The organism is Providencia sp. wls1914, assembly GCF_009706645.1.
In the GTDB taxonomy this organism is placed as follows: Bacteria; Pseudomonadota; Gammaproteobacteria; order Enterobacterales; family Enterobacteriaceae; genus Providencia; species Providencia zhijiangensis.
The window spans coordinates 16,834-38,771 of the sequence record NZ_WLUN01000004.1 but is presented as its reverse complement, the minus strand read 5'-3'; the positions used below and the strand labels follow the sequence as shown (position 1 = coordinate 38,771).

General features: G+C 43.8%; 17 protein-coding genes and 4 pseudogenes. 7 read left to right on the top strand and 14 right to left on the bottom strand.

All coding sequences use genetic code 11. The features are described 5' to 3' along the window. Positions 1–7 precede the first annotated feature (7 nt). The 4 genes from GKR74_RS02405 to GKR74_RS02390 all read left to right on the top strand — a co-directional run bounded on the left by GKR74_RS02405 (position 8) and on the right by GKR74_RS02390 (position 4,478). Positions 8–916, top strand: coding sequence for a LysR family transcriptional regulator (locus GKR74_RS02405; protein WP_154602378.1), 909 nt, complete (start codon positions 8–10; stop codon positions 914–916). Positions 917–972: 56 nt separating this feature from the next. Beyond that, positions 973–2,214 carry a D-amino acid dehydrogenase gene (locus tag GKR74_RS02400; RefSeq protein ID WP_154602377.1) on the top strand — a complete coding sequence of 414 codons (1,242 nt, stop codon included), beginning with the start codon at positions 973–975 and terminating at the stop codon, positions 2,212–2,214. A 3-nt stretch (positions 2,215–2,217) separates the two neighbouring features. Then, the gene (locus GKR74_RS02395) at positions 2,218–2,571 is read left to right on the top strand and encodes a RidA family protein (protein WP_154602376.1); all 354 of its coding nucleotides are present in this window, start codon (positions 2,218–2,220) and stop codon (positions 2,569–2,571) included. A 251-nt stretch (positions 2,572–2,822) separates the two neighbouring features. Continuing rightward, positions 2,823–4,478, top strand: a complete 1,656-nt coding sequence (locus tag GKR74_RS02390) for an alpha-keto acid decarboxylase family protein (protein ID WP_154602375.1) — start codon at positions 2,823–2,825, stop codon at positions 4,476–4,478. Between the two features lie 6 nt (positions 4,479–4,484). On the opposite strand, the pseudogene GKR74_RS02385 reads toward GKR74_RS02390, so the two are convergent. From GKR74_RS02385 to GKR74_RS02375, 3 genes and pseudogenes are all read right to left on the bottom strand, one after another. Further along, positions 4,485–5,075 (bottom strand): annotated as a pseudogene (locus GKR74_RS02385) (DedA family protein). A 202-nt stretch (positions 5,076–5,277) separates the two neighbouring features. Next, positions 5,278–5,547, bottom strand: coding sequence for a DUF1471 domain-containing protein (locus GKR74_RS02380; RefSeq protein ID WP_108478370.1), 270 nt, complete (start codon positions 5,545–5,547; stop codon positions 5,278–5,280). A gap of 244 nt (positions 5,548–5,791) precedes the next feature. Then, positions 5,792–7,438 (bottom strand): alpha-keto acid decarboxylase family protein, encoded by a 1,647-nt coding sequence (locus tag GKR74_RS02375; protein ID WP_154602373.1) that lies wholly within the window; start codon positions 7,436–7,438, stop codon positions 5,792–5,794. Between the two features lie 124 nt (positions 7,439–7,562). On the opposite strand from GKR74_RS02375, the pseudogene GKR74_RS02370 reads away from it, so the two are divergent. Next, positions 7,563–8,516, top strand: a pseudogene (locus tag GKR74_RS02370) (LysR family transcriptional regulator). A gap of 106 nt (positions 8,517–8,622) precedes the next feature. On the opposite strand, the gene rlmF reads toward GKR74_RS02370, so the two are convergent. Further along, positions 8,623–9,588 (bottom strand): 23S rRNA (adenine(1618)-N(6))-methyltransferase RlmF, encoded by a 966-nt coding sequence (rlmF, locus tag GKR74_RS02365; protein ID WP_336431287.1) that lies wholly within the window; start codon positions 9,586–9,588, stop codon positions 8,623–8,625. A gap of 409 nt (positions 9,589–9,997) precedes the next feature. Here rlmF and mutS point away from each other — a divergent pair, with 409 nt between their 5' ends. Both mutS and miaE read left to right on the top strand, forming a co-directional pair. Beyond that, positions 9,998–12,565 (top strand): DNA mismatch repair protein MutS, encoded by a 2,568-nt coding sequence (gene mutS, locus GKR74_RS02360; RefSeq protein ID WP_154602370.1) that lies wholly within the window; start codon positions 9,998–10,000, stop codon positions 12,563–12,565. A gap of 1 nt (position 12,566) precedes the next feature. Further along, positions 12,567–13,331, top strand: a complete 765-nt coding sequence (gene miaE / locus GKR74_RS02355; RefSeq protein WP_154602369.1) for a tRNA isopentenyl-2-thiomethyl-A-37 hydroxylase MiaE — start codon at positions 12,567–12,569, stop codon at positions 13,329–13,331. A gap of 71 nt (positions 13,332–13,402) precedes the next feature. Here the strand turns inward: miaE and rpoS are convergent, their stop codons facing one another. The 10 genes and pseudogenes from rpoS to cysN all read right to left on the bottom strand — a co-directional run bounded on the left by rpoS (position 13,403) and on the right by cysN (position 21,935). After that, entirely contained in the window at positions 13,403–14,389 is a 987-nt protein-coding gene (gene rpoS / locus GKR74_RS02350; protein WP_154602368.1) for an RNA polymerase sigma factor RpoS, read from the bottom strand. Between the two features lie 51 nt (positions 14,390–14,440). Then, complete coding sequence (nlpD, locus tag GKR74_RS02345; RefSeq protein ID WP_154602367.1) at positions 14,441–15,505, bottom strand: murein hydrolase activator NlpD; 1,065 nt, start codon at positions 15,503–15,505, stop codon at positions 14,441–14,443. A gap of 215 nt (positions 15,506–15,720) precedes the next feature. Continuing rightward, positions 15,721–16,347, bottom strand: a complete 627-nt coding sequence (locus tag GKR74_RS02340) for a protein-L-isoaspartate(D-aspartate) O-methyltransferase (RefSeq protein WP_006659377.1) — start codon at positions 16,345–16,347, stop codon at positions 15,721–15,723. Positions 16,348–16,352: 5 nt separating this feature from the next. Next, positions 16,353–17,105, bottom strand: a pseudogene (surE, locus tag GKR74_RS02335) (5'/3'-nucleotidase SurE); the annotation flags it as partial. Further along, complete coding sequence (gene truD, locus GKR74_RS02330) at positions 17,083–18,132, bottom strand: tRNA pseudouridine(13) synthase TruD (RefSeq protein WP_154602365.1); 1,050 nt, start codon at positions 18,130–18,132, stop codon at positions 17,083–17,085. The gene truD and the pseudogene surE, both read right to left, overlap by 23 nt. Then, on the bottom strand, positions 18,098–18,610 hold the full coding sequence (ispF, locus tag GKR74_RS02325) for a 2-C-methyl-D-erythritol 2,4-cyclodiphosphate synthase (protein WP_108478380.1): 513 nt from the start codon (positions 18,608–18,610) through the stop codon (positions 18,098–18,100). The genes truD and ispF overlap by 35 nt, the downstream gene beginning before the upstream one ends. Positions 18,611–18,619: 9 nt before the next feature. Next, complete coding sequence (ispD, locus tag GKR74_RS02320) at positions 18,620–19,348, bottom strand: 2-C-methyl-D-erythritol 4-phosphate cytidylyltransferase (protein WP_154602364.1); 729 nt, start codon at positions 19,346–19,348, stop codon at positions 18,620–18,622. 60 nt (positions 19,349–19,408) lie between these two features. Further along, a complete protein-coding gene (gene ftsB / locus GKR74_RS02315; protein ID WP_036955764.1) occupies positions 19,409–19,705 on the bottom strand; it encodes a cell division protein FtsB in 297 nt (98 codons plus the stop codon). Positions 19,706–19,873: 168 nt separating this feature from the next. Further along, a pseudogene (gene cysC, locus GKR74_RS02310) lies at positions 19,874–20,488 on the bottom strand (adenylyl-sulfate kinase); the annotation flags it as partial. Between the two features lie 4 nt (positions 20,489–20,492). Then, positions 20,493–21,935 carry a sulfate adenylyltransferase subunit CysN gene (cysN, locus tag GKR74_RS02305; protein ID WP_154602362.1) on the bottom strand — a complete coding sequence of 481 codons (1,443 nt, stop codon included), beginning with the start codon at positions 21,933–21,935 and terminating at the stop codon, positions 20,493–20,495. Between the last annotated feature and the right edge of the window lie 3 nt (positions 21,936–21,938).

Here is a 21,938-nt window from a genome sequence, read left to right as displayed (position 1 = left end):
ACCAATAATGAAGTTAAGGCACCTTGATATCTTTTATGCAGTGATGACCTGCGGTTCACTCACTCGCGCAGCAGAAGTTCTGCATATTTCCCAGCCAGCGGCGAGTAAAGCCCTCAAACATGCTGAACAGCAATTGGGGCTCGTTTTATTTCAACGGATCCGAGGGAAATTACTGCCAACAGATGAAGCCAATTTATTATTTGAAGAGGCGAAAGAGGTTTATCAGAATTTAGATAGACTCAGAATTTTGGCACAGAATTTATCCAGAAACCCACAAGGGAAATTAGCGATTGGCTGTTTACCTAGCCTTGGTCTTAACCTAGTGCCTGAAGTCACCGCACTATTTATTAAAAAACACCCGAATATAAAACTCACTATTGGAACCCATCACACCACGGATATTTTGCAATTATTAACGCAGCAAGATCTTGATATCGGTATTGCATTTAATTTGGCCATTGAAGGTGGGATCACCGTATTGCCTGTTGCTGATATTCCACTCGTCTATGTGGATAGCCAGACTCCCGTAAAATCTCCCGTTTCACTGGTGGATATTGACCAAGACCGCTGGATCCACCCAGGCTCCGACTCCCTCTCTCAACTGCTACAGCAAAGACATGAGTTCCAAGAATCCAATATCAGCGTACACACCTACCACATGGCGGCGGAGTTCGTTCGTGCTGGCCTAGGTTGCAGTATTACCGACATTTTTTCTGCAGAACATACCTTGCCAGAATCGATGATCTACCCTCTTAAAGAGAACTTGCATTTAGCCGTATCCGTTTTCCACCGCGCAGATAGACCACTCACGAAAGCCGCGCAAAATTATGTAAACACCTTGTCGTTAATACTAAAAAAACGCAACGCAGTAGTTAACCAAAAGTTATACTCCGGTGATGAAAACTCAATTGTTTAGTCTGACTATTCGCCGTTAAATGATAACTCCTACGTTATTATTGGTTGCGGAATATTATGACTAAACATGTGGTAGTGATCGGTGCTGGAGTGATTGGATTAAGTACTGCATATGCTTTAATTAAAGCGGGTCAAACCGTCACATTAATTGAATCTGATTCTGACGTTGGCATGGAAACCAGCTTTGCCAATGGTGGACAATTAAGTTATCGCTATGTTTCGCCACTTGCAGATGCGGGCGTTCCATTACAAGGCTTACGCTGGATGGGTAAAAATGATTCCCCATTAAATTTGAGAATCGATTTTACATTACAGCAGCTTTCTTGGATGACCCAATTCACCTTAGCCTGTAACCGCACAACCAATAAAATTAATGGCGCTCATTTATTACGATTATCACTACTCAGTCAAAATGTCATGAATACTTGGCGGACGAATGGTGATATTGCTGATTTCGCTTGGGAAAAATCAGGAAAGCTAATTATCCATCGCGAGCAATCTAGCTTTAAAAAAGCCAGTGAAACCGTGGATAAGGAATTTCAAAAAGTCCTGAATGCGGATGAAATCGTTGAATTAGAGCCTGCATTAAAGAATATCCAATCACAACTAGTGGGCGCGATTTACGCGCCCGATGATGAAACTGCTGATTGTTATTTATTCTGCAAAAATATTCTGGCTTATTTATCAACACTGCCACAATTTACATTATGCCTAGAGCACTCGGTCAAATCCTTTATTAAACTTGGCAATACCATTACGGGTGTAGAAACAAATCAAGGCACAATTCAAGCGGATGATGTGGTGATTTGCGCAGGCAATGGTAGCCGTGAGTTATTAAAACCCCTTGGCATTGATGTGCCAATTCTCGGTTTAAAAGGCTACAGCCTCAGTGTGGAATACCCACAAATGGCACATATCGTTCCTAAACTTAGCGTAACCGACTATGGCAATAAAATTGTCTACGCCAAACTTAATGACCAATTACGCATCGCGGCTATGGTCGATATTGGTTATGACAAATTTGGATTACGAGAAAACAGAATTTCTGCATTAAAAAACATTATTAGAAAAACATTCCCGGATTTACCTAAAATTGATGAAGCTGAAACATGGTGCGGTTTACGTCCGTCAACACCAAAGGGACCACCAATGTTAGGCAAAACTACACACAGCAACTTATGGCTCAATGTGGGTCACGGCAGTTTAGGTTTTACATTAGCAGCGGGTAGCGCAGAGATATTAACTCAGCTCATTACCCAGCAACGCACCCCTATTTCATTAGAAGGATTAACGAGGTAATTAATGTCCATTAAACGTAATAACCCAAAACCACGCTTAGCAGACAGCGTTGAATATGCTGGATTAGTTTACTTATCTGGACAAGTGCCTACAGATTTAACCGGAGACATTACCGCTCAAACCCAAGATGTATTAAACAAAATTGACGCATTATTAGCTGCTAGCAATAGCGATAAAACCCGCATTTTATCAGCTCAAGTGTGGATAAAAGACATGAAGCGTGATTTTGCTGACTTTAATACCGTTTGGGAAAATTGGATGCCAGCTGAATTTAGCCCTGCTCGCGCCGCTGTTGAAGCGAATATGGCACGTGAGCAAGTACTCGTTGAAGTGATGGTGACCGCAGCACAACGCTAATATTCACTTCACCTAGGGCATTCAAAAGATTAAATTTATTCTCTTGAATGCCTTTTTTATCTTTTTTTCTATCCTTTTCGTACATTTCACTACGTCAATATTCTTTTTATTATCATTTCTGATAAAAAAAACACTCCCACATTTGATATTCCAGCTACTATTATCAATATACAAAAATAAAATAATCACCTAAAAATTAAAAATAAATTTATTTTTTATTTTGTTGAATGATTCTAATATGGAGAAATCACATGGTCCAAACTGTTATCGAACATGTTTTATCCAGATTACAAGCACTCGGTATTAATGATATTTTTGGTGTTGCAGGTGATTATGCCTTTCCTATTAATGATGCCGTCTGCGCCTCCCCAAATTTACGTTGGGTAGGAAACTGCAATGAATTAAATGCGGCCTATGCCGCAGATGGTTACGCTCGCGTAAAAGGGTTTGCGGCACTCGCAACAACCTTCGCAGTTGGAGAACTCAGTGCATTAAATGGCATTGCAGGGGCGTATGCAGAAAGATTACCTATTTTTCATTTAGTCGGAATGCCTGCCAGCCATATCCAAAAAAATCAACCTATTATGCACCATACTTTAGGTGATGGTGATTTCGAGGTATTTTATAAAGTTGCTCAATCCTTTTCGTGTGCTCACACGGTTTTGACACCAGAAAACTGTGTCAGTGAAATGACCCGTTTAATCGCTCAGGCATTTGCTCAAAGGCGCCCAGTTTATATTGGCATCCCTGCTGATCATGCTGTGAAACGCATCGTAGTACAGAGTATCAAGCCGTTCACATTACCAAGTAGTCGTCCTGATACCTTAAAAAAAGTCCTCAGTTTGATAGTCAATAAACTCAGCCACAGTGAATCCCCATGCGCCTTACTGGGTTCGCTCATATCACGATTTGACTTAGTCAAAGAAGCAGAAGCACTGATTAAAATCACTCACTTACCTTATGCCACAATGTTTATGGATAAAGGTGTTTTAAATGAAACCCACTCACAATATATAGGCATGTACAGTGGACATTTAATGAATCCAGCCATTGCTGAGTTTATTGAAGGCTGCGATTGTATTCTCAATATTGGCGCGATGATGAGTGATGTAAACACAGGGTGTTTCACTGCAGATCTTGATACAAATAATATGATCCACATAATGGATAATTATGTCGTTATCGATGCAATTCGATATTCCGATGTTTATATTTATGAACTACTTGCTGAACTAAGAGATATTCTGACATTTATTCCGAGCAGCTCAATAAAAGTTCACGGCCTAGGTGAACCAATCAGTAATGCTAACGGAAAAATAACCAGTGATTATTTATACCCGCGATTTGAACAATTTATTAAGCAAAATGACATCGTTATAGCAGACACTGGAACATTTTCCATGGGATTAGGCTTTGCACTTCTTCCTAAAGAAGTGTCTTTTCAAACTCAATCCCTATGGGGTTCGATTGGCTGGGCAACCCCTGCGGCACTAGGTGCAGCACTTGCCGCGCCTCATCGCCGCGTGATCCTGGCTACCGGCGAAGGCTCCCATCAATTAACCGCGCAAGAAATTAGCTTATTTGCTCGCTGGGGGCTGAAACCACTTATTTTTGTTCTCAATAATGATGGCTATTTAATTGAACGCCTTTTCTGCCATGAACCCGAGGCCTATTACAACGATATCCACCCTTGGAACTATGCTCAGCTTCCCGCAACCCTTGGATGCAAAAATTGGTATTGTCAGAAAATCACCACTTGCGATGAACTCGATCGAGTTCTCAATACACTCGAAAGAATAGATACTGCCGCCTATATTGAAATCGTCACCGACAGATATGAAACCTCAGATTTGCTGCAAGCAATGGGAAAAATAATCAGGGCAGAAACACCAAAACATCTTAAATAATGACGCTTAGCCCCCTAGGCCACGGTGGCTCACAATCATCAACGATGATCCTCAGCGTCGCCGCCGGCGGATCCACCAAACACCAACAATCACCAAAACAATGATAGCTAGCCAAGAGAGATGCGGGTGAAATGGGAGCGCAAAAACAAGGGAGCTGACAAAGTAGCCGATAGAAACAATCAAACATCCCCAAATTGCGCCACCAAGGATATTTAATACAAAAAATCTGAGTGGATTTACCTTACTAGCACCAATAATAATCGGTCCAACCGTTCTCATTCCATATGCAAAGCGGATCCCAATAATAATCCAATTTTCATGGCGTTGTATTAACTGCTGAACTCGTACAATCTTACCCTGATGTTTTTGAAATTTAGGCAATACCCGAGCTCCCGCATAACGCCCGACAAAAAAAAGCACATTGTCACTGACGACACCACCAAGCGCAGCAAATAACATCGTCAAAGGATAAGAGAGTAATTGATTATGTGCGGCCACTCCCGATAGAAAAGCTGCCGTTTCCCCTTCAAGCATCGCGCCAAGAAATACAGCCCAATAGCCATATTCCATTAACCACTGAGTTAATATTTCAGACATAAGACTGAGATCCCTTCCTGAACAACTGATAATGGATATCTTTAGCCAAAATCTTAACACAGATAAAATTAAATTTTTGTTTGTATTCTTGGTAATTCAATAAGGTGGGAGCCTTGCGGATAAAATGAATGGCGTATAAAAAAACTGCACTTAACGACAACTTAAGTGCAGGGGATCACGACGCATAAAATATAAATATAGACTATTTATTGTATAAGCTAGCATTGATTGAAATATCGTTACCTTCACCTTCAGAGTTCACTGAGGTAATAATAAAGTATTTTGCGCCCGCTTCATCCGCTTTTTGTGAAACTGCATTCACATAATCCGTTGTTGTCGCTGCATTCATTACGATATTAATGTTGCCAACTAATTTCATTTCCATGGACTGAACATAATTAATCTCAGTTGCACTCATCGCAAATGGACTTAAAAACATCAAAGAAACCAATGCTATTTTTAATTTATTCATCAAAATCACCTCTTATTAAAATAACGTCCCCATTGAAATGCATTCTTTTTTAGAGAATAAAATTATGAGCATCGTTAAAAGAATATTATTTACCTGATAATATAAGATTATATTTACCTATTAAAATAAAGAATGTAGCGATGAATATCAAATTTAATATCGTGCGAAACTTAGCATAAATTGCTTTTATTTATGCTATTTCTAACGTTTTAAATCAGTACTAAAAATATGGCTCAGCCTGATGTTAAAACGAATATAACGATGCCACAGACTTACCTAATTTTTTGGCCAGATCGGAAGCGGCGTATCTATCCATAACTATCTCAATATAGGCGGCTGAATCCGTCACTTCAGCGTGTTTAATAGCAGCGTCTAATTCATCGCAAGTGGTGACTTTTTGGCAATACCAATCAGTGCACCCTAATGCCGCTGGCAATTGTGCATAATTCCACTGAGGTAGATCGTTATAATAAGCTTCTGGCTCTTTACATAATAATCGTTCAATTAAATAACCATCGTTATTAAGCACAAAAATAATCGGCTTTAGCCCAAAGCGTGAAAATTGACTAATTTCTTGCGCCGTTAATTGATGTGAACCTTCACCGGTCACTAAAATCACGCGCTTATTGGGTGCAGCTATTGCTGCGCCAAATGCTGCTGGCGTTGCCCAACCAATTGATCCCCATAATGTTTGGTTATGAAACTGAGCATCTTTAGGCAGTAAAGCAAAACCCAAGCCCATTGATGCTGTCCCTGTTTCCGCAATCACAATATCGTCGTCCTTGAACATTTTCTCTAAGCGCGGATACAGATATTGTGCGGTAATTTGACCGTTATCACCTTGTCGAGGCTCACCCAATCCTTGAGCCGCAATACCTTGATGCTTTAACGAAGGCGCTAATATTTGCAGTTTATCCAATACCTCTTTCATCATCACATTTGGGTAAACCGCAGAACCCACTTTCACCTGATCCGCTAAAATATTAATACGTTGCTCAGGGGAGATAGATGCCGTAAAACTGCCTGAGTTAAAATCCGTTAATACCGCGCCAATGCCTAAAATACAGTCGCAACTTTCAACAAATTCGCCCACTTGAGCATTCATTAATTTGCCATTATAAATTCCCATATACGTCGGGTTGGATTCACTCACAATACTTTTGTCCATAAACATCGTGGCATACGGCAGGCCTGTCTTATCAATAATTGCCTGCACATCATCCGAATAGCCTAAACGCGCCGTCAAAATCCCCGGAATAATACAGGCTTGTTGGCTGGCATTAAGTTTATCTAAAATGGCATTCACTGCGGCATTGAGTGACTGTGTATCACTTTTCTGTGACTCAGTTTTTTTATGTTTCCCATTGGCAATGACGGGCATCACCGCGTAATCAGATGGGAAACCCATATAGACGGGGCGACGTTCTTTTAGGGCTGCTGCAATTAATCGCTCGGTTTCATCAATGCAATTTTCTGGAGTCAATATCGCATGAGCGCAGCTCAAATGCTGACTCATTTGATAAAACACATCAAAATCACCATTGCCTAAAGTATGGTGAACAAGACGATGGTTTTTCTGGACACCACTCGCTGGCATGCCCACCAGATGGAAGATAGGTAAATGCTCAGCATAAGACCCCGCAAGACCATTCAACGCACTGAGTTCCCCCACTCCAAATGTTGTCGAAAGTGCGGCAACACCTTTGATTCTTGCGTAACCATCCGCGGCATAAGCGGCATTTAACTCATTACAATTACCAATCCAACGCAATGAGCCACTTTCACAAACGGCATCTTCAATAGGAAAAGCGTAATCCCCTGCGACTCCAAAAACTTCGTTGATACCCAGTGCTTGCAAGCGTTCCAGAACATATTCGATAACCGTTTTCATAATGCAATTCCTAATAATAATTTATGCTGATTATTCAGCTTTGTATTATTACTAGCCCTAATATTGCATTAACGGAAATTATTTATAATCATTATCGCTATAACAAAATGTAATAGAGGTCACGATGGACATTCGAGGATTACGCTATTTTGTCGAAGTAGTACAACAAAATAACTTTAGCCGAGCAGCGGATAAATTATACGTCACCCAGCCAGCAATCAGCCGCAGCATTCAAAAATTAGAACAAGAGCTTGAAGTAACCTTACTGATCCGCGAAACCGACGGCGTGAAACTGACCGATGATGGTGAGATTTTATTCCGCCATGCTCAGCAAATTCTGGCGCAATTCGACAGTCTTAATAACGCATTAAAAGACAAGTCAGGCCCACTCACAGGGATCTTGAAGGTCGGTTTACCCCCTGTAATTGCCTCAACCTATTTTGCCGATATCATCATGGCATTTAGTCAGAAATATCCACAAGTCGAATTGCAGATCATTGAATTAAGTTCAAACCATATGATGAATGCCATGCTCAAAGGAGATGTAGAAACGGCAGCGGTAATGTCTCCATTTGATGAACAACGATTTAATTTATATCGATTTGCGACTGACCGATTGATGCTACTCGTGAACGAAAAACACCCATTAGCCACTCAAAATAACGTTAAGTTTTCAGAACTTCTGAATGAACCATTTATCTTTTTTCAAGATAGCTTTCGAATTAATGAACTAGTTGTTAGTGCGTGCGGGATCTATGGCAAAAAACCAATTATTGCAGGACGCAGTGGGCATTTAGATCTTGTGATGGCGATGGTGCGCGCAGGAGTTGGTATCACCTTACTCCCTGAAAGTATGTGGAAAAAGAATCATATTGAGGGGCTTTCCATTATTCCAGTGACGGAGCCTGTTCTAGCCTATGAGCTGGCTCTAGCAACTTTGAAAGAATCCCATCCAAGTCGTCGGGCTACGGCATGGATCGAGTTAGCGCTGGAAATGTTGAATATGCCCTCATCATTATGAACAATTATAATGAGTTACAACTGAATAGCCACCGACTTGATAGACCCTTTAAGTTAAACAAGCTTGTTTTAGGAAGATATGTTGAGAATAACGCAACATGCAGAAATTGAAAGAGAAATGCGAAATTTTATCGGTGCCAGTTAAATAACCGACACCAGAGAAATTAACGCCAGCGTTCTGCCGCCCAGGCGACCTGCTGTTGTGCGTCGTGGAAAGTCCAGGCCACGAAGCGACTGATTTTTTGCCCCTGCGACATTTCAATGGTACGGACTTCCGCCGCCCCCACCTGCTTCAACGCGTGATAAATCGAAGGCAGGGTCGTGCTTTTAGAAATCAACGAGGTAAACCACAGGCAGTTTTGTGCTAGGCTAACGCTCTCCTCTACCATTTTACGTACAAAGGCTTCTTCACCGCCTTCACACCATAGCTCTTTATTTTTACCACCAAAGTTCTGTACTGGTGTATCGGCTACCTCGCCTTTACCCAGCTTGTGCAGTTTGCGGCGGGTGCTGGCTTGCGCTTCCTGTTCAGAGCTATGGAATGGAGGATTACACATTGTGGCATCAAATTTCTCCGCCACACCGATGATACCGTTCAAAATAGATTCAGGTTGTTTTTGCAAACGCAGACGCACGCCGTTTCTCAGCGTCGGATTCATCTCCACGATCATTTTGGCCGCATTGAGCGATACTGGTTCAACCTCCGAACCAGTAAAACGCCAACCGTATTCACGCAGGCCAATGATCGGATAAATACAGTTGGCACCAACGCCCACATCAAGGATTGCCACGCCTTTACCACGAGGGATCTCACCGCCGTTGCTGGTCGCCAGCAGGTCAGCCAGATGGTGTAAATAGTCGGCACGCCCAGGGATCGGAGGGCACAGATAACCGGCGGGAATGTCCCAGTGTTCGATGCCATAAAAATGTTGCAGCAACGCACGGTTGAGCATTTTAACCGCCGTAGGATCGGCAAAATCTACCGAGATGTCGCCCCAGGCATTCGGTTTGACGAACGGCTCCAGTGCAGGGCAACTGGCGATCAGTGCCGGGAAATCATAGCGCGAGCGATGACGGTTACGCGGGTGCAAGCCGCTTTTCTGCTGCGGGAAGGTTTTCTTTTTTTCCACCGTGACGGGCTCTCTTAAAGGTATTTCTGGCGCGTACGATACCATATACCCTAGAGCTTTCAAGTTGCAGCTAACAGCTCGGGATGAAACTGTATTAAGCCTGCATTCAGAGTTGATACCGGAATACCTTGCGCTTTATATTATTTAGCTTCTTTCAGCTCTGGGGTTTCATTCGGCCTATTAGCGTAACTTTCTCAACTCTTTTAACTTAACTCTCGCTTCACTCAATGAGATTTTGAGGTAAATACCCCGTTATTAGCAGTACAAGTTTTCCCTTAACTGGGCTACTATGAGGGTCGCAAACGCCCTTTCAACTTTCCGCGAATTCACCCTAACAACAAGATAAAATAGCGTTTACGCCGAAAGTCAAAAGCCCATAAATACATCAAATATTCAACAAGTTAAAAACATGACAGAAAATCAAAGTTTCGAATCCCATACGCCGATGATGCAGCAGTACTTAAAACTCAAAGCACAACATCCCGATATTTTGCTGTTTTATCGTATGGGGGATTTTTACGAACTGTTCTTTGATGATGCTAAAAAAGCCTCTCAGTTACTGGATATTTCTCTCACCAAGCGTGGTCAATCTGCCGGTCAACCTATCCCGATGGCGGGCGTTCCTCACCATGCAGCCGAAAACTATTTAGCCCGATTGGTACAGATGGGAGAATCTGTCGCCATTTGCGAGCAAATTGGTGATCCTGCCACCAGCAAAGGCCCTGTTGAGCGCCAAGTAGTACGTATTGTCACACCGGGTACCATCACCGATGAAGCCTTACTCAATGAACGCCAAGACAACTTACTGGCAGCGGTATGGCAAGAGCCTCAAGGCTATGGTTTTGCGACCTTAGATATCGCATCAGGTCGTTTTATCATCAGTGAAATTGATGATGAAGAGTCATTAAAAGCCGAGCTTCAGCGTACCCGCCCAGCGGAATTACTCTATCCTGAAGATTTCGCTAGCATGTCATTGATTGAACTGAATAAAGGCTTACGCCGTCGCCCATTATGGGAATATGAATTAGACACGGCAAAACAGCAATTAAACCTGCAATTTGGCACCAAAGATTTAATCGGGTTTGGCGTTGAAAATGCGCATAAAGCCTTACGTGCTGCGGGTTGTTTGCTGCAATATGTGAAAGATACGCAGCGAACTGCACTGCCGCATATTCGTAGCATTATCATGGAAAAACAACAAGATAATGTAATTTTAGATGCTGCAACTCGCCGAAATTTAGAGCTAACCCAAAACCTTGCTGGGGGCACCGAAAATACCCTTGCCGCGATTTTGGACAAGTGTGTCACCCCAATGGGAAGCCGTATGCTAAAACGCTGGCTTCATACCCCATTGCGTAACCTCTCCGTGTTGAACAACCGCCAGCAAGCCATTGGTGCACTGCAACAATACGGCTTTGAGCTACAACCGTTCCTTCGCCAGATTGGTGATTTAGAACGAGTGCTCGCTCGTCTCGCATTACGCTCAGCGCGCCCTCGCGACTTAACGCGTATGCGCCATGCATTCCAGCAATATCATGATATTCACCAAATTCTAGCGCAATCAGATTGCGGCTACCTCGGTGCACTAACGCAACGTATTGGTCAATTCGATGAGTTGCAAACCCTACTGGAAAAATCGATTGTCGATGCACCTCCAGTGTTAGTCCGTGATGGCGGCGTCATTGCCCCTGGCTACAACAGCGAACTCGATGAATGGCGCGCATTGGCAGACGGAGCAACAGATTACCTCGATCGCTTAGAAATTCGTGAGCGTGAAAAACTGGGTATCGATACCCTAAAAGTGGGCTATAACGCGGTACATGGTTACTACATTCAAGTGAGTCGTGGACAAAGCCACCTCACGCCAATTCATTATGTTCGTCGCCAAACGCTGAAAAATGCGGAGCGCTACATTATCCCTGAATTGAAAGAGTATGAAGATAAAGTACTGACATCAAAAGGTAAAGCGCTCGCTATCGAAAAAGCCTTGTATGATGAATTGTTCGATATGCTGCTACCGCATTTAGCTGCGTTACAAACCAGTGCCGAAGCGCTGGCTGAGTTGGATGTCCTCTCCACCCTCGCAGAGCGTGCAGACACCCTCGGTTATGCCTGTCCTCAATTAACAGACAAGCCCGGTATTCAAATTACTGAAGGTCGTCATCCGGTTGTCGAGCAAGTGCTTAGTGAGCCTTTTATTTCTAACCCGCTGTCTCTTTCTCCGCAACGCCGCTTGCTGATCATTACAGGCCCCAATATGGGCGGTAAAAGTACCTATATGCGCCAAACTGCCCTGATCACCTTACTGGCTTATATCGGGAGTTTTGTGCCAGCCAGTAAAGCCGTCATTGGGCCTATTGACCGTATTTTTACGCGCGTCGGTGCCTCCGATGATCTCGCTTCAGGGCGATCAACCTTCATGGTAGAGATGACTGAAACTGCGAATATTCTGCATAATGCCACTGAACACAGCTTAGTGTTGATGGATGAAATTGGTCGCGGTACATCTACCTATGATGGGCTTTCTTTAGCGTGGGCATGTGCAGAGAACTTAGTCAATCGCATCAAAGCGATGACCTTATTTGCGACTCACTATTTTGAATTAACCACCTTACCGGAAAAATTGGAAGGTGCGGTCAATATTCACCTCGATGCGATTGAACACGGTGATACCATCGCCTTTATGCATAATGTGCAAGACGGTGCGGCAAGCAAGAGTTACGGTTTAGCCGTTGCTTCACTGGCTGGCGTCCCAAAAGAAGTGATCAAACGCGCGAAGCAAAAACTCAAAGAGCTAGAAGTTATCTCCAATAATGCCAATGCGAGTCATGTGGATAGCGCTCAGCTGAGCTTCTTAGGGACTGTGGAAGAAGAACCATCCCCAGTATTAGCCGCTTTAGAGGAAATCGACCCTGACAAACTAACTCCACGCCAAGCCCTTGATTGGTTATATCGTTTAAAGGAAATGGATAAGTAGCATGGATGAGTACGCTGAATTACTAGCGCCAATTAAACAATTTTTGCAGTGTGAAACGCCCGATGCGTGGATCCACAAAGCCAGTCAACCTGAAAATTTGCCAACAATTTTGAAGGATCATCTGCTGTGTGAATTAAAAGCCGCGCAAAGTGCCATGTTTTTAATTCGCAAATATGCAGTGGATAAAGAAAGTGCGGCGATTTTATTAGAGTGGTTCAAACCCTATGAAGCCTTTGCGTATGATCGCATTGGTGATGTTCACACATTGAAAAATAAGAACCAAATCTCAAAACAGATCCTAGCGAAAAAACAGTCTCCATATAGCCAAGATTTGATTGATAAAATGGTGTTGTTAATCAAAGAGGAATTGCACCATTTTTACCAAGTGCTAGAAATTATGCATCAACGGAACATTGCGTATGATGGGATCACCGCAGGTCGCTACGCGAAAGGGTTATTCAGTCATTTAGACCCTCATGATCCGAAAACTTTGGTAGATAAGCTCATCATTGGGGCTTATATTGAAGCGCGCTCTTGCGAGCGGTTTGCTAAATTGGCGCCACACTTGGATGAGCAACTTGCCAATTTTTATACCTCATTACTGCGTTCAGAGGCGCGCCATTATCAGGATTATCTGCAACTTGCTCAGTTGATTAGTAAAACAGATATCACTGAGCGTGTGCGTTTTTATGGGGAAGTTGAGGCTAAGTTGATTTTAATGCCTGACGAAGACTTTAAGTTCCACAGCGGCGTACCGATTAATTAGCTCCACCAACTAAAAAGAAAAGCCCCTGTTATCAACGACAACAGGGGCTTCATGTGTTTTAACACGGCAGATTACATATTGAATAACGCTTCCAGCGTTAAATCTTCGCCTTGTAAAATATCTTTTAAACGTCTTAAACCTTCTACCTGAATTTGACGAACTCTTTCACGAGTGAGCCCAATTTCGCGCCCAACCTCTTCCAGAGTTTCCGCTTCATATCCCAACAAACCAAAACGGCGCGCTAAAACTTCACGTTGCTTCGGATTGAGTTCATATAACCACTTAACGATATTTTCTTTTAAGTTGTTATCTTGGATAGTGTTTTCAGGCCCTGAATCATTATCATCCGATAATACTTCCAGCAGTGACTTCTCAGAATCCCCTGCAATAGGCGTATCAACCGATGTAATGCGCTCATTTAAACGTAGCATTCGGCTAACATCTTCAACAGGTTTATCTAATTGCTCAGCTATCTCTTCAGGACTTGGCTCGTGATCGAGCTTTTGAGCAAGTTCACGGGCTGTACGAAGGTATATATTGAGTTCTTTGACGATATGAATCGGTAGGCGGATTGTTCGGGTTTGATTCATGATAGCGCGTTCAATCGTTTGACGGATCCACCAAGTCGCATACGTTGAAAAACGGAAGCCTTTTTCGGGATCAAACTTTTCAACTGCACGAATCAACCCGAGATTTCCTTCTTCGATCAAATCGAGTAAGGCAAGACCTCGGTTGTTATAACGGCGAGATATTTTTACCACTAAGCGAAGGTTGCTTTCTATCATGCGCTGACGCGATGCCACATCTCCCCGAAGGGCTCTGCGAGCATAGAAAACTTCTTCCTCTGCGGTGAGGAGTGGAGAGAATCCAATTTCACTGAGATAAATTTGGGTTGCGTCCAAAACACGTTGACTCGCGCTTTGGAGTAATTCCGTTTCTTCATCCAGTTCTGAAACTAGATCCTCTTCTTTGAATTGACTCTCATCAAATGCTTCATCCATCGCATTTTCATCGAGGTCATTATACAACTCGTTAACTTTCAGCGAACTTTGGCTCATCAGTGACTCCGACCCAAGATAATGAGGACGGAATGTGTCACTCCGCCCAGTTTATCGCTGCGGTAAATAACGCAACGGGTTTACTGATTTTCCCTTATAACGAATTTCAAAATGCAAACGAACAGAACTTGTTCCGGTGCTACCCATAGTGGCTATTTTTTGACCTTCAGCAACATCCTGTTGGTCACGCACAAGTAACGTATCGTTATGTGCGTAGGCACTTAAGTAGTCATCGTTATGTTTTATTATTATGAGATTTCCATATCCGCGCAGTGCATTACCGGCATAGACGACTTTACCAGGAGCAGCTGCAATAACAGATTGACCGCGAGAACCAGCAATATCAACACCTTTGTTTCCGCCTTGCGCATCAGAGAAGCCTTCAATCATCTTCCCATCAGCTGGCCAACGCCATTTAATTGACGAATTATTGGTGCTACTTCCTGTTGTTGCTGTTGCAGTCGTAGTGGTTGGGCTCGCTGTTGTCGTTGAAACCGTTGAGGCTGGTTTCTTGTTATTCGGCAACATCTTACCTGAATTCTGCCCGCTACTATTTTCAGGATACCCATTAGTTGGTTGAATATCAACCGGGCGCTGTTGACTATTTGACGCAGTTTGTGTGATCGAGCTCACATTTGCATTACCAATATTTATCACCTGACCTACATCTAGGCTGTATGGTTCAGAAATATTGTTTTTCGATGCTAACTCACGGAAATCATTACCCGTTATATAGGCAATATAGAACAGAGTATCACCGCGCTGAACGGTGTAGGTATTTCCGTTATAACTTCCTTTAGAAATGCGGCCATAGTCTCGGTTATAAACAATACGTCCATCGCTGCTGGTTGAAACAGGTCTAGAGGCATTATTTCCCATCGAACTATTAGACGACAAATTAGGTCTGTCTGAAGGCATCGCCGTGCTCATTCCAGTATTGGACGGAGGATTCGGCACCGTTCTTGGTGCGGATTGTTGGCTAGATGAACCTCCATCATTCACACTCGAAATCGGTGCTGCGGGATGATAAGGCGTTGAGCATCCTGCTAATAAAGCACCGCTAAATGAAAAGATAACCGCCCATCGAATTCTGTTTATTGGGCTAACAATTTTCATATTTCTTCTCCCGTGAAGAAAAATCTGACCTGATACTAAAGAGTTAGAATGCAATTAATGCTTATAGAATATTAGTATCTTAAAATATTTCGCTTATTAAAGCAGAAATATAAAATAATGGACAAGTTAAATGTATCAAAAGTATAACAAATTGAGATTATCACTTAACAGTTTGAGCGAAATAACCCATTAATTCAAAATAACTTAAAGGGTTATTAGCTCAAATCGCCAGCAACAAGAGGGACAAAACGCACTTTTTCAATCACATTAGTGTGATAGTCATTACCGCGACGGGTAATTAATTTCAGAGCCTGATCTTTGTCACCGACAGGGAGCACGAGGCGTCCACCATCTTTTAACTGCTTAAGTAACAATGACGGAATTTCGCTAGGTGCGGCGGTAACAATGATCCCATCAAAAGGGCCTTTCGATTGCCAGCCTTCCCAGCCATCACCGTGGCGAGTAGAAATATTATGTAAATCTAACAACTTAAAGCGACGTTTTGCCGTCCACTGCAAGCTTTTAACTCTTTCGACTGAATACACATGCTCACAAAGATGAGCCAAAACCGCCGTTTGATACCCAGATCCCGTGCCAATCTCCAGCACATGATCCGTCGGTTTGACCGCCAATAATGCAGTCATTTTTGCAACAATATACGGCTGCGAAATGGTCTGTCCATGACCAATGGGTAATGGGATATTATCGTAGGCTTTATGAGAGAGCGCTTCGTCAACAAACCGTTCGCGAGGAACTAGCGCGAGCGCGTCTAATAGGCGCTCATCGTGAATTCCCTGTTGGCGCAATTGTGCCAGCAGTTCTTTCATGAGCCCAATTTTCATTTTGCCTTCACTCCTGACTTATCTAGCCACTCTTCTAATACAGCCTGAGTTTTATAAGACGTTAAATCCACTTGTAACGGCGTTATCGAAACATAGCCATTTTGTACCGCTTCAAAATCCGTACCTGGGCCTGCATCACGAATTTCCCCAACCGGCCCTAACCAATACAGCATATTACCGCGAGGATCTTCTAGATTATAAACCTCAGATGCCGCATGACGGCTGCCACAGCGGGTAACTTTAATTCCTTTTAGCTCCTCATAAGGAATATCTGGCACATTGATATTCAAGATATTTCCCGCACGCAATGGATTTTTTTGCAGCATTGTGAGGATATCGCACGTTACCTTGGCCGCCGTTTCATAATGCACATCACCATCCAATGAAACCGCAATAGACGGTAAACCTAAGTGACGCCCTTCTGTTGCCGCCGCAACGGTACCAGAATAAATCACATCGTCCCCGAGATTTGGGCCACAGTTGATTCCAGACACCACAATATCAGGGCGAGGACGCACAACTTTATTCACCCCGATATACACACAATCCGTTGGAGTGCCTTCTTGTACAGCGAGATCACCATTACTTAATGTTTGGATTTTTAATGGTCTATCCAAGGTTAATGCATTTGAAGCGCCACTACGGTTGCGGTCGGGTGCAATCACCTGCACATGATAATGTTGGCGCAATGCCGCTGCCAGAGTTTGAATCCCCGGCGCCGATACACCATCATCGTTACTCAATAATATGTTCAGCATCAATACAATCCTGATTAATAATTTCGCGTACAACACTCGTGGCAAAGCTGCCTAAATTCAGGAAAAAGCACAGCTTCACGGTTGACGAGTCTAGCCACTGCCATTGCAGATTTTGCGGCTTAACCAGTACAGCTCGTCTCGCTGGAGAAACTCGCTCACTTTTCATTAGTGCCATAAATGGCTGATAATCTTGTAAACAGTGAGTCTCGAAAGCTAGGGCATCATCTTGAGTGCCTAAATCGCCATCCCCAGGAAGCGGCGCTGTCACACTTAGCTCAGCAGATTGTAAACGCGCTTGCAGAGAGTCTAACTCTTCTGCCGTCGCCACAAACCAGCTACCACGTCCGGTTAATTGCAGTGCATCCCCCAACATTGCGTGTTGCTGTGTATGATTTGCAATTCGCGCACTGGCGATATCATTAAACATAGCACTTCGCGCGGCAGAGAGATAAAAACTGCGTTTATTTCGTTCACGTACTGTAATTTCTTGATTTGCCCAGCGGCGAGCTTGAACCAAGTTTTGCCCATCCCGACCAAAACGTTGGTCGCCAAAATAGTTCGGAACACCTAAATCAGCCACTTTTTGTAGGCGTTGTTCTACATCATCGGCGTCCGTAATATCCCGCAATGTCACTTCGAATTGATTCCCTTTTAAGGAACCAATGCGTAATTTGCGTTTCTGGCGAGTGACCGCTAACACACGGCACCCTTCAAGCTGCCAAGCCGAAAAATCGGGCGTGTCTTTACCCGGCATTTGCAGACAGAACCACTGCTCTGTCACCGCATGTCTGTCTTTTAGTCCTGCATAACTGACTGCTCTTGCTGAAATTTTAGCAAACTTTGCCAGTTGTTCCGCAACAAATAATGTATTGCAGCCTGTTTTTTCGACGCGAACCATAACGTGTTCGCCTTCGCCATCAAGCTCAAAACCCAAATCTTCTTTCACCACGAAATCTTCAGGAATACTTTTTAATGTCCCTGAAGAGAGAGGTTTACCATGCAGGTACTGAACATTCATAACTTTCATTACTATTATCTTTGATAAGTAAAACCACAGCAGCGCAAGCAATCCCTTCTTTTCGACCCACAAAACCCAATTGTTCTGTGGTGGTTGCTTTCACATTGACGTCGTCCATGTGGCATTCGAGATCTTCGGCTATATTCACGCGCATTTGTGGGATATGCGGCAACATTTTTGGTGCTTGCGCCATGATAGTGACGTCGATATTGCCAATTAAATAACCTTTTTTACGTACTTGGCAAAAGGCTTCTCTGAGTAATACTCGGCTATCTGCGCCTTTATAAGCAGGGTCAGTATCTGGGAATAATTTTCCGATATCCCCAAGTGCCGCAGCACCTAAAATGGCGTCTGTCAGCGCGTGTAAGACCACATCACCATCCGAATGTGCGATAAGACCTTGTTCGTAAGGAATGCGAACGCCACCAATAACGATAGGGCCTTCTCCGCCAAACTTATGCACATCAAAACCGTGTCCGATTCTCATTTTTTTTCCTTATGATTTCATTCTTGAAAGATAAAATTCCGCCAGCGCCAAGTCCTCTGGTCGCGTCACCTTAAGGTTATCAGCTCGTCCCGATACTAATATCGGTTGATAACCGCAATGCTCAAGTGCGGAAGCCTCATCCGTGATTACTGCATTTTCTTTCAATGCTTTATCTAAACAGTCGCGTAGTAATACTAATGGGAAAAACTGCGGTGTTAAGGCATGCCAGAGCGCTTCTCGCTCAACAGTATGGGAAATACTTTGCGTTCCCTCCACGCCCCGTTTCATCGTATCCCGAACCGGAGCCGCCAGTATGCCCCCACAACAATCATTCTGAGTGGCTAACTGAACGATAGTATTTAAATCATCTAAATGCAGACACGGACGCGCCGCATCATGCACCAATACCCAAGCATCATCATACTCAGGCTGCGAAACCAGATAGTTTAATCCTGATAATACTGAATCTGCACGCTCTTTCCCCCCGATAACCGTGATGACGCGAGGGTCTTTGGCTATATCGAGGTGATGGAAATAATCATCTTCGGCACTTAATGCAACCACGATTTTTTGTACGTCGCCACTGCGCAATAAGGCGTCAATGGTGTGTTCAATAATAGTTTTCCCTGCGACCGACAAATATTGCTTTGGGCAATCCGCATTCATACGACTGCCCACTCCCGCAGCGGGGATCAGCGCAACAATCGGTACTGCGCTGGATGTTCTTGGATTTATCATGATTCGAATCTTACATCAGAAATTATCAGGCTCTTGGGTGTGGTCTGCCCTACACGATGATTATTGAGATGACGGTGGATTATTACGCTCTTTGACCATTCGATAGAATGATTCTCCAGGCTTTAACATGCCTAGCTCGCTACGTGCGCGCTCTTCAATTGCATCCTGACCATCATTCAAGTCATTGATTTCTGCAAATAGCTGCTCATTACGCTGTTTTAAACGCGTATTCACAATTTCCTGCGCAGCAACATCATCCTTGACTTTGACATAGTCATGGATGCCATTTTTGCCTAACCATAAGGAATATTGTAACCAAGCTAATATCGCAATTAATAGTAGCGTTAATTTACCCATCTTGCCCCCTGAAATGATTTGCTAATCATCCCATAACTGAGCGCGTGACGCTACTGCGATGCAAATATTGTCTAAAAAAGTCAGAATTGTTCGCGCTAGAAGAGATTAAATATCATCCAATTCCCTATAAATGTAGAAAAGGATGATATTTAAGTAAAATCAATTTGCTATAGAAATGATATTTCGCTGTTGCAGCAGTTGAATCACCTGCGCTAAAGAATCATGGATAGGGCGCAGACCATCAAGGTGTAATTCTGGATTTTGTGGTGGTTGATAAGGCGAATCAATCCCCGTGAAATGGGTAATTTTTCCTGCTCGTGCTTGCTGATATAACCCTTTGGGATCTCGCTTTTCACAAACCTCAATGGGCGTATCCACATACAGCTCATAAAACTGATCGAGTTCAAACAGTTCACGTACACGCTGCCTATCTTCTTGATAAGGAGAAATAAACGCTGTAGCCACAATCAGCCCCGCATCCACCATTAACTTGGCAACTTCGCCAATCCGTCGAATATTTTCCTGCCGATCCGCATCACTAAACCCAAGGTCACGACACAATCCATGGCGAACATTATCTCCATCAAGAAGATAGGTTTTGATCCCCAAATTAGCCAATTGTGTCTCTATCACCCCCGCCAACGTGGACTTTCCCGACCCCGATAAGCCCGTCAACCACAGCACCGCACCTTTGTGACCATTACGCTGCTCTCGCCATTGCCGAGTCACATTATGGGAATGCCAAACAATATTCTCCGACAGGCCATTTTCCAATGTATCCATAACGTTACTTCCCACCTAACACATCCCGGGCACCCCAGTGCGGGAAATGGCGGCGGATCAGTTGGTTAAGCTCAACTTCGAATTGGCTAAACTCACCACGATGTACCGTTTCTTCTGGCTGCGCCTCTCTAACTAGCCCAGCCCCCACCGTCACGTTGGTTAGCCTATCAATCAAAATCATCCCACCGGTATCACCATTGCTTTGGTAATTTTCCAGTAGTAATGGCTCATCGAATGAAAACTCCACCAAACCGATGCCGTTCAATGGCAGTTCCGTGGCCACTTTCTGAGTTAAGTTATTCACATCCACTTGGTATTGAATGTTTTCAACTTTGCCTCGGCTTCGCTTGCCTGCCACTTTAATATCCACTTGTTGCCCTTGCACCAGCGGCTGTTCTGACATCCACACCACATCCACTAAGGCGTGCTGGCTAGCAAGTAACTCTTCGTTTTCAGCGACAATTAAATCGCCGCGACTGATATCAATTTCATCGTTCAGTACTAGCGTAATCGCCTCACCCGCAATGGCTGAAGTCGGGTTACCGGAAAATGTCACAATCTCTTTGATAGTTGAAACGCTCCCTGAAGGCAGCACTTTCACGCGTTGCCCCACCTGTACAACCCCCGATGACACCGTGCCACTGTAGCCGCGAAAATCTAAGTTTGGGCGATTCACATATTGCACAGGGAAGCGCAATGGCTGCTCAGCGGCCGTCTGAGTCACTTGCACCGTTTCCAGCAGCGACAATAGCGTTTCCCCTTGATACCACGGTAAATTTTCGCTTGGTGAGACGATGTTATCCCCATCCAGTGCCGAAATCGGCACAAACCAGACGTTTAAATCGAGCGGAAGTTGCTGAGCAAATTGCTGGTAATCTTGCTGTATTTTCTCAAACACGGACTGACTATAATCCACCAGATCCATTTTATTCACCGCGACGATCAAGTGGCGGATCCCCAGCAACGTACTAATAAAACTGTGGCGTCGCGTTTGCTCTTGAATGCCTTTTCGAGCATCGATCAGCAGAATAGATAACGAGCACGTTGATGCGCCTGTCGCCATATTGCGGGTATATTGTTCATGTCCAGGTGTATCCGCGATGATAAACTTGCGTTTTTCCGTCGAAAAATAGCGATATGCCACATCGATGGTGATCCCCTGTTCACGTTCAGCTGCTAATCCATCCACCAGCAAAGCCAGATCTAATTTCTCACCTTGAGTGCCAATTCGCTTACTGTCGCTTTGTAAAACGGACAATTGATCTTGGTAGATTTGTTGAGTGTCATGCAGCAAGCGCCCAATCAAGGTACTTTTCCCATCATCCACGTTGCCGCAGGTAAGAAACCGCAATAACCCCTTATGTTGCTGAGCCTGCAAGTAAGCTTCCACGCCACCTTGCAGTTGAATTTGATGCGCCATTGCGTCGTTATACGCTAATTCAGCCATAGT